This window comes from Azotobacter armeniacus, from assembly GCF_054779355.1.
In genome coordinates this window covers 74,692-88,569 of record NZ_BAAGYK010000005.1, presented here as the reverse complement: position 1 = coordinate 88,569, position 13,878 = coordinate 74,692, and the positions used below count along the sequence as shown (strand labels likewise).

At 64.5% G+C, this 13,878-nt stretch carries 13 protein-coding genes and 3 pseudogenes; 10 read left to right on the top strand and 6 right to left on the bottom strand.

Annotated features, from left to right (window positions below):
- Positions 1-14: 14 nt before the first annotated feature.
- Complete coding sequence (locus tag ACYVD0_RS01500) at positions 15-1,214, bottom strand: acetate kinase (protein ID WP_460425139.1); 1,200 nt, start codon at positions 1,212-1,214, stop codon at positions 15-17.
- Positions 1,214-1,476, bottom strand: a pseudogene (locus ACYVD0_RS01495) (DUF3565 domain-containing protein). The gene ACYVD0_RS01500 and the pseudogene ACYVD0_RS01495 overlap by 1 nt, the downstream one beginning before the upstream one ends.
- Here ACYVD0_RS01495 and ACYVD0_RS01490 point away from each other — a divergent pair.
- Both ACYVD0_RS01490 and ACYVD0_RS01485 read left to right on the top strand, forming a co-directional pair.
- Entirely contained in the window at positions 1,475-1,960 is a 486-nt protein-coding gene (locus ACYVD0_RS01490; protein WP_460425138.1) for an FKBP-type peptidyl-prolyl cis-trans isomerase, read from the top strand. The pseudogene ACYVD0_RS01495 and the gene ACYVD0_RS01490 overlap by 2 nt on opposite strands.
- Positions 1,961-2,042: 82 nt before the next feature.
- On the top strand, positions 2,043-2,525 hold the full coding sequence (locus ACYVD0_RS01485; RefSeq protein WP_460425137.1) for a glutathione peroxidase: 483 nt from the start codon (positions 2,043-2,045) through the stop codon (positions 2,523-2,525).
- A 6-nt stretch (positions 2,526-2,531) separates the two neighbouring features.
- On the opposite strand, the gene mscL is transcribed toward ACYVD0_RS01485, so the two are convergent.
- A complete protein-coding gene (mscL, locus tag ACYVD0_RS01480; RefSeq protein ID WP_460425136.1) occupies positions 2,532-2,942 on the bottom strand; it encodes a large-conductance mechanosensitive channel protein MscL in 411 nt (136 codons plus the stop codon).
- A gap of 403 nt (positions 2,943-3,345) precedes the next feature.
- On the opposite strand from mscL, the gene ACYVD0_RS01475 reads away from it, so the two are divergent.
- From ACYVD0_RS01475 to ACYVD0_RS01465, 3 genes are all read left to right on the top strand, one after another.
- Positions 3,346-3,606 (top strand): YdcH family protein, encoded by a 261-nt coding sequence (locus ACYVD0_RS01475; protein ID WP_460425135.1) that lies wholly within the window; start codon positions 3,346-3,348, stop codon positions 3,604-3,606.
- Positions 3,607-3,675: 69 nt separating this feature from the next.
- Entirely contained in the window at positions 3,676-5,037 is a 1,362-nt protein-coding gene (radA, locus tag ACYVD0_RS01470) for a DNA repair protein RadA (protein ID WP_460425134.1), read from the top strand.
- Between the two features lie 99 nt (positions 5,038-5,136).
- Positions 5,137-5,598 (top strand): methyltransferase family protein, encoded by a 462-nt coding sequence (locus ACYVD0_RS01465; RefSeq protein ID WP_460425133.1) that lies wholly within the window; start codon positions 5,137-5,139, stop codon positions 5,596-5,598.
- A 14-nt stretch (positions 5,599-5,612) separates the two neighbouring features.
- Here ACYVD0_RS01465 and ACYVD0_RS01460 read toward each other — a convergent pair whose 3' ends face one another.
- Positions 5,613-6,239, bottom strand: coding sequence for a response regulator transcription factor (locus ACYVD0_RS01460; RefSeq protein WP_460425132.1), 627 nt, complete (start codon positions 6,237-6,239; stop codon positions 5,613-5,615).
- A 53-nt stretch (positions 6,240-6,292) separates the two neighbouring features.
- On the bottom strand, positions 6,293-7,642 hold the full coding sequence (locus ACYVD0_RS01455; RefSeq protein ID WP_460425131.1) for a cache domain-containing protein: 1,350 nt from the start codon (positions 7,640-7,642) through the stop codon (positions 6,293-6,295).
- Between the two features lie 356 nt (positions 7,643-7,998).
- Between ACYVD0_RS01455 and ACYVD0_RS01450 the strand changes: the two are divergent.
- A pseudogene (locus ACYVD0_RS01450) lies at positions 7,999-8,352 on the top strand (carbon starvation CstA family protein); the annotation flags it as partial.
- Positions 8,353-8,369: 17 nt separating this feature from the next.
- Positions 8,370-9,797 carry a carbon starvation CstA family protein gene (locus ACYVD0_RS01445; RefSeq protein WP_460425130.1) on the top strand — a complete coding sequence of 476 codons (1,428 nt, stop codon included), beginning with the start codon at positions 8,370-8,372 and terminating at the stop codon, positions 9,795-9,797.
- 61 nt (positions 9,798-9,858) lie between these two features.
- Here ACYVD0_RS01445 and ACYVD0_RS01440 read toward each other — a convergent pair.
- A pseudogene (locus ACYVD0_RS01440) lies at positions 9,859-10,002 on the bottom strand (cache domain-containing protein); the annotation flags it as partial.
- A 401-nt stretch (positions 10,003-10,403) separates the two neighbouring features.
- On the opposite strand from ACYVD0_RS01440, the gene ACYVD0_RS01435 reads away from it, so the two are divergent.
- The 3 genes from ACYVD0_RS01435 (at position 10,404) to yjiA (ending at position 13,833) form a co-directional block, all read left to right on the top strand.
- A complete protein-coding gene (locus ACYVD0_RS01435; protein WP_460425129.1) occupies positions 10,404-12,461 on the top strand; it encodes a carbon starvation CstA family protein in 2,058 nt (685 codons plus the stop codon).
- 54 nt (positions 12,462-12,515) lie between these two features.
- On the top strand, positions 12,516-12,719 hold the full coding sequence (locus tag ACYVD0_RS01430; RefSeq protein ID WP_012702608.1) for a YbdD/YjiX family protein: 204 nt from the start codon (positions 12,516-12,518) through the stop codon (positions 12,717-12,719).
- A 142-nt stretch (positions 12,720-12,861) separates the two neighbouring features.
- Complete coding sequence (gene yjiA / locus ACYVD0_RS01425; RefSeq protein ID WP_460425128.1) at positions 12,862-13,833, top strand: GTPase; 972 nt, start codon at positions 12,862-12,864, stop codon at positions 13,831-13,833.
- Positions 13,834-13,878: the final 45 nt, after the last annotated feature.

Genomic DNA, 13,878 nt, shown 5'->3' with positions numbered 1-13,878 from the left:
CGGTCCTTGTCCGATTAGTGGGCATGGGAATCGAGCAGCGCAAGGGTGTCCTGGGCGATCTGCTTTTCCTCGTTGGTGGGGATCACCAGCAGGCGCGGATGGCCGGGGGCGTTGATCGCGCCGGTGACGCCGCCGACGCAGCGGGCGTTGGCGGTCTTGTCGAGGGCCAGGCCGAGCAGAGAAAGGTAGGCGATGGTCTTGGCGCGCACCAGCGGTGAGTTCTCGCCGATGCCGCCGGTGAAGACGATGCCGTCCAGGCGCGGCAGGGCGCAGGAGAGTGCGGCTAGCGATTTGGCCAGGCGGTAGCAGAACACCTCGATGGCCAGGGTCGCCTGGCGGTGGCCCTGGCTGCGCGCCTGCTCCAGGCTGCGCATGTCGTTGGATAGCCCGGACAGGCCGAGCAGGCCGCTCTCGCTGTTCAGCAAGTGGTCGATCTCCTTGAGGCTCCAGCCCAGGGCGCGGGCCAGGTGGCCGTGCAGGTTGGGGTCTACGTCGCCACTGCGGGTGCCCATCACCAGGCCCTCCAGTGGGGTCAGCCCCATGCTGGTGTCGCGGCTCTGGCCGTCGACGATGGCGCAGGTCGAGCAGCCGTTGCCCAGGTGCGCGGTCAGCCAGCAGCTGTCGCCAACCGCCAGGCCGCTGATCTCCGCGGCGCGCTGGCCGACATAGCGGTGGCTGGTGCCGTGGAAGCCGTAACGGCGCACGCTGTGCTCGCGGTAGAGGTGCTCGGGTATGGCGTAGCGGTAGGCGTGCTCCGGCATGCTCTGGTGGAAGGCGGTGTCGAACACGGCGACCTGCGGCAGGTCGGGGAACAGCTGCATGGCCGTCTTGATGCCGAGCAGGTTCTCCGGGTTGTGCAGCGGTGCCAGCGGCACCGTGGCGCGGATCGCCGCTAAGGTCCGCGCATCGATCAGGGTCGACTGGGTGAACTGCTCGCCGCCGTGGACCACCCGATGGCCGATGCCGTGCAGCCTGCCGCCGCAGGCTTCCTCGACCAGCGGCAGCAGTGCTTCCAGCGCGGCGTGGTGATCGGCGCCAGGCAGTGCGCGCTGCTGGTGAATATTGGCAGCATGCCACCAGCGCAGCACGGCCTCCGGGCTGTCCAGACGTTCGGCCTGGCCGGCGAGCAGGGGCGCGGAGTGCGCCTGGCTGATCAGGGCGAACTTGAGCGACGAGCTGCCGCAGTTGAGCACGAGTATGTTGCGTGTGGCCATCAATCCTCCCGGAGTCGTTTCTTCAGGCACCAGCCGCAGGGAAAGGGTTGACCGAGCAGGCGCCGGCGATGTTCCGGGTGCGAGCACCCAGGGGCGGTTCTGCCAGGGCGGCTGGTGACGCAGATACTGGGGTATGTCCGCAGGACAGCACGTCCGCCCGGGGGGCGTCCTGGTCCGCTCGTCCTCACCCGGTTCGCTTTCCCGCGAGGCGACGGTTACACTCGAATCTTCATTCTTCTTTTGCAAGAGGTTGTTTGCCCATGCTGATTGCCGCCAACAAGGCTGTCTCTATCGACTATACCCTGACCAACGATGCCGGGGAGGTGCTCGACAGCTCTGCCGGTGGCGCGCCGCTGGTCTACCTGCATGGGGCCGGGAGCATCATCGTCGGCCTGGAGAAGGCCCTGGAAGGCAAGCGGTCCGGTGACGAGCTGAAAGTCGCCATCGAGCCGGAGGAGGCCTACGGCGAGTACAGCCCCGAGCTGGTCGCCACCCTCAACCGCGGCATGTTCGAAGGCGTTGACAAGCTGGAAGTGGGCATGCAGTTCCACGCGTCCGGCCCCGATGGCAGCATGCAGATCGTCACCATTCGCGATCTGGAGGGCGACGACGTGACCGTCGACGGCAACCATCCGTTGGCCGGCCAGCGGCTGAACTTCCAGGTCAAGGTGGTCGACGTGCGCGATGCCAAGCCGGAAGAGATCGCCCACGGCCATATCCACGGCGAGGGTGGTCACCACCACTGAAGCTGGCCACCGGCCGACTGAAAACAAACCGAAAAGGCGCCTGTTGGCGCCTTTTGCCTGTCAAGCACGGGGAGTCGATAAGATGAGTGCATTCCATGATCTGACCTTGCGCGGGCTGGACGGGCAGGATCTGCCGCTGGCGCGGTTCCGCGACAAGGTGGTGCTGGTGGTCAACGTCGCTTCCAGGTGCGGTCTGACGCCCCAGTATGCCGGCCTGGAGAAGCTCCACCAGCAGTACCGGGAGCGGGGCTTCAGCGTGCTCGGCTTGCCGTGCAACCAGTTCGCCGGGCAGGAGCCGGGCAGTGAGGCGGACATCCGTGAGTTCTGCTCCCTCAATTACGGCGTGACCTTCCCCCTGGCCGCCAAGCTCGAGGTCAACGGCCCCGGCCGCCATCCCCTGTACCGCCTGCTCGCGGGGGAAGGGGCGGAGTTTCCCGGGGACATCGGCTGGAATTTCGAGAAGTTCCTCGTGGGCAAGGATGGCCGCTTGCTGGCGCGCTTCTCGCCGCGCACCGCTCCTGACGACCCGGCTTTGCTGCGGGCCATCGAGAAGGCGCTGGACTGAGCTGGATCAGGAGGGGCTCTGCGCCTTGAGCAGGTCGCGGATCTCCTCCAGTAGCATCTGGTCGCGGGTCGGTGCCGATGGCAGGTCCGGCGCTGCGGCCTCCTTGCGCTTGAGCTGATTGAGCGCCTTGACCCCGATGAAGATGGCCATGGCGACAATCAGAAAATCGATCACCGTCTGGATGAACTTGCCGTAGGCCAACACCACCGCGGGTACGTCGCCCTGGGCCTGCTTGAGGGTGATGGCCAGGTCGGAGAAGTCCACCCCGCCGATCAGCAGGCCGAGCGGCGGCATGATCACGTCCCCGACGAAGGACGAGACGATCTTGCCGAAGGCCGCGCCGATGATGATTCCGACGGCCATGTCCATTACATTGCCTTTGACGGCAAACGCCTTGAATTCACTGAGCAGGCTCATGGGAAAAATTCCTTGAATGGCAGTTTTCGAGGGAGTGCCTGCTGTGCGGAGAGCCTTGCGCCGAAGTGGGTTGCTCATCGGCCGGACAGGCACCTCTGGGAGATTAGCTCCCCGGAATCTGCCAGGCCGACAGCGTGCGCTACAGCCAACCTGCCGCTGGCCGGCAGCACCGGACCGCAGAAGATCCGGTACGAGCCGAGCTTTAGGCAGGCCGGCGAGCTGTTCCGCTCCTGACGGCCGGAAGATGCAGGGCGAACTGATCGCCAGCCTGGGCACCGATCTGGCGGTCAGCGATCCTTTGGGCAACCCGGTGAAGAGCCGGGGGCGAGGCGAGATCCGCACGCCGTGAACTGCCGGCTGCTAAGGTGAAGAAGTCCGGCCATGACCACAGGAGGAGCGCTACATGCACGTCGATCCCCACTCCCTGACCAAGGATTTTCCGGACAAATGCGAGGAATTGCGGCGCCTGCGGCAGATGGACGCCAGCTTCGCCCGCCTGGTCGAGGACTATGAGGCGCTGGACAAGCGCATCTGCCGTATCGAGGGCGGCACGGAGAACATGGACGATCTGCAGTTGAACGCGCTGAAGCAGGAGCGGGTGGTGATGAAGGACGATATCGCCCGCCAGCTCAGGAGGGCGCTCGACAACGGCGGCGGAGGCTGATTCGCTGCGCGTCGAGCGCAGGTCTTCGCCCGGCCGCTATCATGGGGGCTTTCCTGGAGCGGAGTTCCCATGGCCAAGGCCAAGCGCATGTACGGCTGCACCGAGTGTGGCGCCACCTTCCCCAAATGGGCCGGCCAGTGCGGCGAGTGCGGCGCCTGGAACACCCTGGTGGAAACCCTGCTGGACGGCGCGGCGGCACCCGGCGGTCGCGGCGGCTGGACCGGCCAGCAAGCCAACGTCAGGACCCTTGCGGAGGTCAGCGTCGAGGAGCTGCCGCGCTTCTCCACCGCCTCGAAGGAGCTCGACCGGGTGCTCGGTGGCGGTCTGGTGGATGGCTCGGTGGTGCTGATCGGTGGCGATCCCGGGATCGGCAAGTCAACCATCCTTCTGCAGACCCTGTGCAATATCGCCGAGCGCTTTCCGGCGCTCTACGTCACCGGCGAGGAGTCCCAGCAGCAGGTGGCGATGCGCGCCCGCCGCCTGGATCTGCCGCAGGACAAGCTCAAAGTGATGACCGAGACCTGCATCGAGGCGATCATCGCCACCGCCCGCCTGGAAAAGCCCAAGGTGATGGTGATCGACTCGATCCAGACCATCTTCACCGAGCAGCTGCAGTCGGCCCCCGGCGGCGTCGCCCAGGTGCGCGAGAGCGCGGCGCTTCTGGTACGCTTCGCCAAGCAGAGCGGCACGGCGGTATTCCTGGTCGGCCACGTGACCAAGGAGGGCGCACTGGCCGGTCCCCGGGTGCTCGAGCACATGGTCGACACCGTGCTGTATTTCGAGGGCGAATCCGACGGCCGTCTGCGCCTCTTGCGGGCGGTGAAGAACCGCTTCGGTGCGATCAACGAGCTGGGTGTGTTCGGCATGACCGACAAGGGCTTGAAGGAGGTCACCAACCCGTCGGCGATCTTTCTCACCCGCGCCCAGGAAGAAGTGCCCGGCAGCGTGGTAATGGCCACCTGGGAAGGCACCCGGCCGATGCTGGTGGAAGTGCAGGCGCTGGTCGATACCAGTCACATGGGCAACCCGCGACGGGTCACCCTGGGCCTGGACCAGAACCGTCTGGCCATGCTGCTGGCCGTGCTGCACCGCCACGGCGGCATCCCCACCTACGATCAGGACGTGTTTCTCAACGTGGTCGGCGGGGTCAAGGTGCTGGAAACGGCCTCCGATCTGGCGCTGCTCGCCGCGGTGATCTCCAGCTTGCGCAACAAGCCGCTGCCCCACGATCTGCTGGTGTTCGGCGAGATCGGTCTGTCCGGCGAGATCCGCCCGGTGCCGAGCGGCCAGGAGCGCCTCAAGGAAGCCGCCAAGCACGGCTTCAAGCGCGCCATAGTGCCCAAGGGCAACGCGCCGAAGGAGGCGCCGGAGGGGCTTGCGGTGATTTCGGTGACGCGCCTGGAGCAGGCGCTGGATGCGCTGTTCGAGTGAGCGTCGGCCGGCACCTGGCAGGGAAGGGCGCGGCGGATCGGTTTCGTCGGCGGCGGGCGCTACAATCGGGGTTTCCCGCCAAGGAGTAGGAGTGCCGCCATGTCCAGCCGATCCGCCCGCATCATCCTGCCGCCGCCGGTCATCTATCTGCTCTTCGTCGGACTTGCCTGGGGCCTGGATGTCCTGCTGCCGGTGCCGCTGCCGGACAACGACTGGACGCACTGGGTCGGCTGGGGACTGATCGATGCCGGGCTGGTGCTGATGCTCTGTACAGCGCTGCAGATGGCCTGGGAGCGCACTACCATCAACCCCTACGGCACCCCGGCGAAGCTGCTCGACCAGGGGGCGTTCCGGCTGTCGCGCAACCCCATCTACCTGGCCGACACCCTGGTCTACGCTGGCATCGCCCTGCTGCTGGCCAGCCTTTGGCCCTGGCTGCTGCTGCCGGCGCTGATCCTCTGCATGAACCGCGCGGTGATCCGCCACGAGGAGGCATTGTTGATAGAACTGTTTGGTGACAGCTACCGGGCCTACCAGGCGCGGGTGCGGCGCTGGCTCTGAGGGCCCCGCATCCGTCAGGGCCGGGAGGCAGTCAGGGCGTACTTGATCAGGGCCGCCGATCCTTCGATGTTCAGCTTGCGCCTGATGCTCAGTCGATGGGTTTCCACCGTGCGCACGCTGATATCGAGTTCGCGGGCCATGGCCTTGCTGTCCAGCCCCCGGGCCAGCATTTGCAGGATCTGGCTCTCTCGCGGGGTCAGGTAGGCCTGCTCCAAGCTCCGGTCGGCCAGCTTCCTGGCAATTTCGGAACTGTAGAAGCTGCCGCCGGCGGCGATGGCCTCGATGGCGGCGATGATTTCCCGCGACGAGGCATCCTTGAGGACATAGCCGCGAGCTCCAGCCCTGATCGAGCTTCTGACGTATTCGTTATTGTCATACATGCTCAGGATCAGGACCTTGATGTCCGGATACTGTCGGCACAACGTCTGGGTCAATTCTAGGCCGTTGGTATCCTTCAGGCCGATATCGACCAGCAGCAAATCCGTTTGCACCCGGCCAAGCAGCTTGAGCGCCTCGGCTCCGCTTTCCGCTTCCCCCACCACCTCGATCTGCGGCATGACGGACAGCAGCGCACGAATGCCGTCGCGCACCAAGGCGTGATCGTCGACCAGGGCGATCCGTATAGGATTGGCGGAGCTCATGCTGCACCTCTTCTTGTTCTTGTTTTCTTGATAGTGAGTGAGATACCGGCCGTTCAGGCGGCCGGCACCGGCAATATTACACACATCCCGGTCTGGCCAGGGGTGGACGATAGGCTGAAGTGGCCGCCGAGGTGTTCGACCCTTTCGCGGATGTTGCGCAGGCCGATGCCGCCCTGCGCCTGTTCGATTGTCCTCGGGTCGAAGCCGATGCCGTCGTCCTGCACCTGCAGCTGTACGCTCTGTACGCCGTGCTCGAGGTCGATCTGTACCGTGCTGGCCCGAGCATGCCGTTCAATATTGGTCAGCGCTTCCTGCACGATCCTGAACAGCGCCACCGCCATTCCAGCGGGAAGCTGGACGTCATGCAGGCTGTTCCGGTACTCGACCGACAGACCGCAGCGCTGCTCGAATTCCGCGGCCAACTGGCCGATGGCGGCGGGCAGCCCTAGGGTATCGAGCAGCGAGGGATGCAGGTCGTGCGAGATGCGGCGCACCTCGCCGATGGCGCTACCCAGCCGCTCCGTGGCCCGTGCCAGGGTCTCGAGGCCTATGGGCTGGCCCGCCTCCAGTTCGTGGCCGGCCAGCTCGAACTGAAACTTGATGGAAACCAGCAACTGGCTGATGCCGTCGTGCAACTCCCGGGAAACCCTGGAGCGCTCCTCCTCCTGCAGGTAGACGATGCGCTGGTTGAGCGATTGCAGCTTGCTGTCGGCCAAGCGATGCTCCCTGACGCTCAGGGTCAGGCCACCGGCGAAGACCAGCAGAACCGCCACCAGCGCGATGGTCGCGATGGCGACCATCGTGGCATGTATCCCGCCGGCCACCTCTTCGCGAACCTGGCGGGTCGCCTGCTCCATATCCTCGAGGTAGATCCCGGTGCCGAGCATCCAGCCCCAGGGCTCGAGCATCACCACATAGGCCAGCTTGTCGGTCACCTGGCCGGTCGAGGGCTTCTGCCAGGCATAGCGCTGGAAGCCATCCCCATGGGTGGCGCTCTCAATCAGCGCCTGGACGGCGAGCAGGCCGTGGGGGTCGGTCAGATTCCACAAGTCCCGCCCCACCAGGTCGGCCTGCCGAGGGTGCATCAGGTTTCGGCCCTTTTCGTCATAGACGAAGAAATAGCCGTCCTGACCGAAGTTGATCTTGGCCAGGGTTTCCAGCGCTTGCTGCCGGGCTCGGGCATCGCCCTGGCCGCCGGCGTGCAGCGGGGCGATGATGCTCAGCGCCATGGCGATGTAATTCTTCAGCTCGGCCCGCTTGCTGGACAGGATGCCATTCTCGATCAGCCGTGCCTGCTGTTCCCCCAGCTTCTGGTTCTGGACGATGACCAGGGCACAGATGACCGCCACGGCCAGCAGCAGCGGCAGGATGCTGAGGGCGACGATCTTGTGTTTGAGCTGCATGAGGTCTTCTCGTGAAATGCGGGGCTGCCGTCAAGATTCCTCGCAGCGGACGTTGCGGGCCGGGAAGGGGAGGCCACCGGGCCTGGCGATTCTGTCCTGGGATTTTCGGCAGGAGCGTTTCTGCCGCCCGGCTGCCTGCCATCTGGCGCCAGGCACCGTGCCAGAACCGTCCGGGGGATGGGGCGTGGCACGCCGTCCTTTCCGCGTCTGCGTAGTTCTACGTAGTGGCTCTGAGTAGTACTGCGAATATCGGCGCGGGCGATATCTGGGGGATAGTAGCAAGGCCCCCCCTCCGGGGCACAGACAATCATAACAATGACGCCGCAGGCCCATGGCCGATGGCAGGAGGATCCCATATGACCCGATTGGTCAGTCATATCGCTTGGTCAGCCCTTGCAGTGCTGGGCGCGTTTGCATTAGGCATCGTGGCTTTGCGCCGCGGTGAACCCATCAACGCCCTGTGGATCGTAGCCGCATCCGTCTCTCTCTACCTGGTCGCCTACCGCTACTACAGCCTGTTCATCGCCACCCGGGTGATGCAGCTCGATCCGCACCGCGCCACCCCGGCGGTGCTCAACAACGACGGCCTGGACTTCGTGCCGACCAACAAGCACGTGCTCTTCGGCCATCACCTCGCCGCCATCGCCGGCGCGGGACCGCTGGTCGGTCCGGTGCTGGCCGCGCAGATGGGCTACCTGCCCGGCACCCTGTGCTAAGGAGTAGTTTTATGTTATGGCTTCTACTTTGTATCGGCCTTTTGATCGCCGGTTATTTTACTTACGGTAAATTTATTGAACGCCTGTTCGGGCCACGTCCGGAGTTGGACACACCAGCCATCACCATGGCTGATGGGGTCGATTATGTGCCCATGTCCGATAAAAAAATCTACCTGGTTCAATTACTCAACATCGCCGGCCTGGGTCCTATTTTCGGCCCCATACTGGGTGCCCTCTATGGCCCTGTCGCCATGATCTGGATAGTGCTCGGCTGTATTTTCGGCGGCGCCGTGCACGATTATTTCTCCGGTATGCTGTCCGTTCGCGCCAAGGGAGCCTCGGTGCCGGTAGTGGTTGGCCAGCAGCTTGGCAGCTTTGCCAAGCACTTCATGAATATCTTCGCCGTGATCCTGCTGCTGTTGGTAGGGGTAGTGTTCGTGCTCGGCCCGGCCAAGCTGCTGGGTGACCTTTCGGGCGTTACCGTCACCTTCTGGGTTGCGGTTATCTTCGCCTATTACATCATCGCGACCCTGGTACCCATCGACAAAATCATAGGCCGCCTATACCCCATTTTCGGCGCCTTGTTGGTATTCATGTCGGTGGGCCTGTTATTGGGTCAGTTCTCCAGCGGCAATGGTTTCCACCTGAGTGGCCTCGACACCAGCAACCTGCACCCGGATGAACTTCCTCTCTGGCCCCTGCTGTTTATCACCATCGCCTGTGGTGCCGTCTCAGGCTTTCACGCCACCCAGTCGCCGTTGATGGCCCGCTGCATACAGAATGAGCGTTCCGGCCGCTTTATCTTTACCGGCGCCATGATAGGCGAAGGCGTCATTGCTCTGATCTGGTGTAGCCTGGGTATTTCCTTCTACGAAAGCCCCGAGGCCCTGAACTCGGTGCTGGCCAACGGCGGCCCCGCGGCGGTCGTGCACCAGGTTTCTACCAGCCTGCTGGGTACAGTGGGCGGTATTCTGGCGATTTTGGGCGTGGTGGTACTGCCGATCACCTCGGGTGATACTGCATTTCGCAGCGCCCGCCTTATCGTGGCCGACTTTCTTAAACTACCCCAGCAGCCTTTGCCAAAGCGCCTGCTGATCGCCATTCCCATGTTCGTGGTCGGCTATCTGATCACCCAGGCCGAGTTTGGTGTGATCTGGCGTTACTTCGGCTGGGCCAACCAGGCCACCGCCATGATCATGCTATGGGCCGCCGCCGCTTATCTGGCTGGAGAAGGAAAACTGCACTGGGTGTGTACCCTGCCGGCCATCTTTATGACGGCGGTGACCTTCACCTACCTGGCGAATGCGGAAATTGGCTTTAGATTGGATATGCAATTATCCACCCTGATAGGGCTCGCCATCTCCCTGGCCTTTACCGTCGCCTTCCTGGTGAAATACCGCCCTCTCGGCATCGCTGCCACCCTAGAAGAAAAGTCCTGAAACGGCGAATAATACCAAGCAAAAAGCCCCGGAATTCCGGGGCTTTTTTGTTTCAGGTATTTCTCCAGCGTGCCCCGATGCCATTCTCGATCAGCCGTGCCTGCTGTTCCCCCAGCTTCTGGTTCTGGACGATGACCAGGACACAGATGACCGCCACGGCCAGCAGCAGGATGCTGAGAGCGACGATCTTGTGTTTGAGTTGCATGGATCTCCTCGTGGGGAGTGGGGGCGGTTGTCGGCTGGCGGACAGGCTCAATCCCGGCAAGGCGGGCGTTCGCTAACGGGATCGTCTGCGAAAGGCGCTCCCAAGCGGACGAAGGGGGCGGAAAGTCGCATTCTGGCTAGGACTTTCGGTAGGAGCGTGTCTGGCGGACCGCTGCATCTGCCTGCGGCCTCTCGCCAGAGGGCGGCCAGACCTGGCCGGGGAGGGGGCATGGACATGCCGTCCTTCCCGCGTTTACGTAGTTCTACGTAGTGGCCCTGAGTAGCACTGCGAATATCGGCGCGGGCGATATCTGGGGGATAGTAGCAAGGCCTCCCCTCCGGAGCACAGACAATCATAACAATGACGCCGCAGGCCCATGGCCGATGGCAGGAGGATCCCATATGACCCGATTGGTCAGTCATATCGCTTGGTCAGCCCTTGCAGTGCTGGGCGCGTTTGCATTAGGCATCGTGGCTTTGCGCCGCGGTGAACCCATCAACGCCCTGTGGATCGTAGCCGCATCCGTCTCTCTCTACCTGGTCGCCTACCGCTACTACAGCCTGTTCATCGCCACCCGGGTGATGCAGCTCGATCCGCACCGCGCCACCCCGGCGGTGCTCAACAACGACGGCCTGGACTTCGTGCCGACCAACAAGCACGTGCTCTTCGGCCATCACTTCGCCGCCATCGCCGGCGCGGGCCCGCTGGTCGGCCCGGTGCTCGCCGCGCAGATGGGCTACCTGCCGGGCACCCTGTGGCTGATCGCCGGGGTGGTGCTGGCCGGCGCGGTGCAGGACTTCCTGGTCCTGTGCATCTCCACCCGCCGCAACGCCCGCTCGCTGGGCGACATGGTGCGCGAGGAAATGGGCCGGATTCCCGGCACCATCGCGCTGTTCGGCTGCTTCCTGATCATGGTCATCATCCTCGCGGTGCTGGCGCTGATCGTGGTCAAGGCCCTGGCCCACAGTCCCTGGGGCATGTTCACGGTGATCGCGACCATCCCGATCGCCATGTTCATGGGCCTGTACATGCACTACATCCGCCCCGGACGCATCGGCGAGATTTCGCTGATCGGCATCGTCCTGCTGCTCGCCTCCATCTGGCTGGGCGGCGCGATCTCCACCGATCCCTACTGGAGCGCGGTGTTCACCTTCAGCGGCGTGCAGATCACCTGGATGCTGATCGGCTACGGCTTCGTCGCCGCGGTGCTGCCGGTGTGGCTGATCCTCGCCCCGCGCGACTACCTGTCGACCTTCCTGAAGATCGGCACCATCGTCGCCCTGGCAATCGGCATCCTGATCCTCAACCCCGACCTGAAGATGCCGGCGGTGACCCAGTTCATCGACGGTAGCGGCCCGGTGTGGAAGGGCGCGCTGTTCCCCTTCCTGTTCATCACCATCGCCTGCGGCGCGGTATCGGGCTTCCACGCGCTGATCGCCTCCGGCACCACGCCCAAGCTGCTGGCCAACGAGACCCAGGCCCGCTACATCGGCTACGGCGGCATGCTGATGGAGTCGATGGTCGCCATCATGGCCATGGTCGCCGCCGCGGTGATCGAACCCGGCGTGTACTTCGCCATGAACAGCCCGCCGGCCATCGTCGGCGCCGACGCAGCCAGCGTGGCGGCGGCGGTCAGCAACTGGGGCTTCGCCATCACTCCCGAAGCACTGGAAGGCGTGGCCCGCGACATCGGCGAAACCACCATCCTGGCGCGTGCCGGCGGTGCGCCGACCCTGGCCGTGGGCATCGCGCAGATCCTCCATCAGGTATTGCCGAGCGCCGGCTCCATGGCGTTCTGGTATCACTTCGCCATTCTGTTCGAGGCGCTGTTCATCCTCACCGCCGTGGACGCCGGCACCCGCGCCGGGCGCTTCATGCTCCAGGACCTGCTCGGCAACTTCGTGCCGGCCCTGCGCCGCACCGACTCCTGGGGCGCCAACATGCTGGCTACCGCTGGCTGTGTGGCGCTCTGGGGCTACCTGCTGTACCAAGGCGTGGTCGACCCGCTGGGCGGCATCAACACCCTGTGGCCGCTGTTCGGTATCTCCAACCAGATGCTCGCCGGCATCGCCCTGATGCTCTGCAGCGTGGTATTGATCAAGATGAAGCGGCAGCGCTACGTCTGGGTCACCCTGCTGCCGGCCGCCTGGCTGCTGATCTGCACCACGGTGGCGAGCCTGATCAAGCTATTCGATCCGAACCCGGCGGTCGGCTTCCTCGCCCTGGCCAGCAAGTACGCCGCGGCGATGGATGCTGGCCAGGTGCTGGCGCCGGCCAAGGACATCGGCCAGATGCAGAACGTGATCATGAACGCCTACACCAACGCTGGTCTCAGCCTGCTGTTCCTGGTAGTGGTGTTCAGCATCCTGTTCTACTCGCTGAAGGTCGGCCGTGCTGCCTGGGTCGTCGAGGAGCGCACCGACAAGGAAACGCCCTTCCAGGCGATTCCCGGCGCCTGATCCAGCTCCGGGCTCCTTCGGGAGCCCGGTCTTGAGCAAGAGAGGAGAGGTTCCGTGTTCAACGATCTCAGCCGCATGGGCAAATATCTCGGCCAGGCCGCCCGCATGCTGGTCGGCATGCCCGACTACGACACCTACGTCGAGCACATGCGCAGCAAGCATCCGGACCAGCCGGTGATGAGCTACGAGGATTTCTTCCGCGAGCGCCAGGACGCCCGCTACGGTGGCGGCAAGGGACGGCCGGTGCGTTGTTGTTGACTTTGGCGTAGGGTGGACAACGCCGCAGGCTTGTCCACCATGGTGGATGGCTTCGGCCATCCACCCTACATTAGATCGTTGCACCTGATTGAATCCCCGCGCCACGCTCCGCCGTGGCGCGTTTCGTTTCGAGGAACGCTTCATGTCCCAAGCCCCCATCCCGGTCACCGTGCTCAGCGGCTTTCTCGGTGCCGGCAAGACCACCCTGCTGCAGTACTTGCTCAAGGCCGAGCACGGTCTGCGGATCGCGGTGATCGAGAACGAATACAGCGAGACGCCGATCGACGGCCAACTGCTCGGCTCCGCGCCGGTCGAACTGATGACCCTGGCCAACGGCTGCGTCTGCTGCTCCATCCATGTCGAGCTGGAAAAGGCCCTGCTCCTCCTGCTGGAGCGCCTGGATGCTGGCGAGATCGACTTCGACCGCCTGGTCATCGAGTGCACCGGGCTGGCCGACCCGGCGCCGGTGGCGCAGACCTTCTTCGCCGACGACGAGCTGTGCGACCGCTATGTACTGGACGGCATCATCACCCTGGTGGATGCCGCCAATGCCGAACGCCACCTGCAGGAAGCCATCGCCCAGGCCCAGGTCGGCTTCGCCGACCGCATCCTGCTGAGCAAGACCGATCTGGTGGCGGACACCAAGGTCGAGGCGCTGAGCCAGCGTCTGCAGCGCATCAACCGCCGTGCGCCGATCCGCATCGTCGAGCACGGGTGCATCGACTTGAGCGTGCTGCTCGACGTGCGCGGCTTCAACCTCAACGCCGATTTCAGCCAGGCCCTGACCCTGCGCCCGCTCGTCCCGGCCGCCAGCAAGGACCGGATCGCCACTCTGGTGCTGCGCACCGAGCAGGCGCTGGACCTGGAACGGCTCGGCCTGTTCATGGAGGGTCTGCTGGCGCGCTACGGCGACTCGCTGCTGCGCTACAAGGGCGTGCTGAGCCTGGCCGGCGAGTCGCGGCGCATGGTGTTCCAGGGTGTGCTGCGCCTCTACGGCTTCGACTGGGCCGAGGAGTGGGGCGCGGACGAGCCGCGCGAGAGCGTGCTGGTGTTCATCGGCGACGATCTGCCGGAGGAAGAGATCCGCACGGGGTTTGCCGAGGTGCAGGGCTGACTCCGCAGGACTCGTAGGGTGGGTTAGACCGCAGGTCGTAACCCA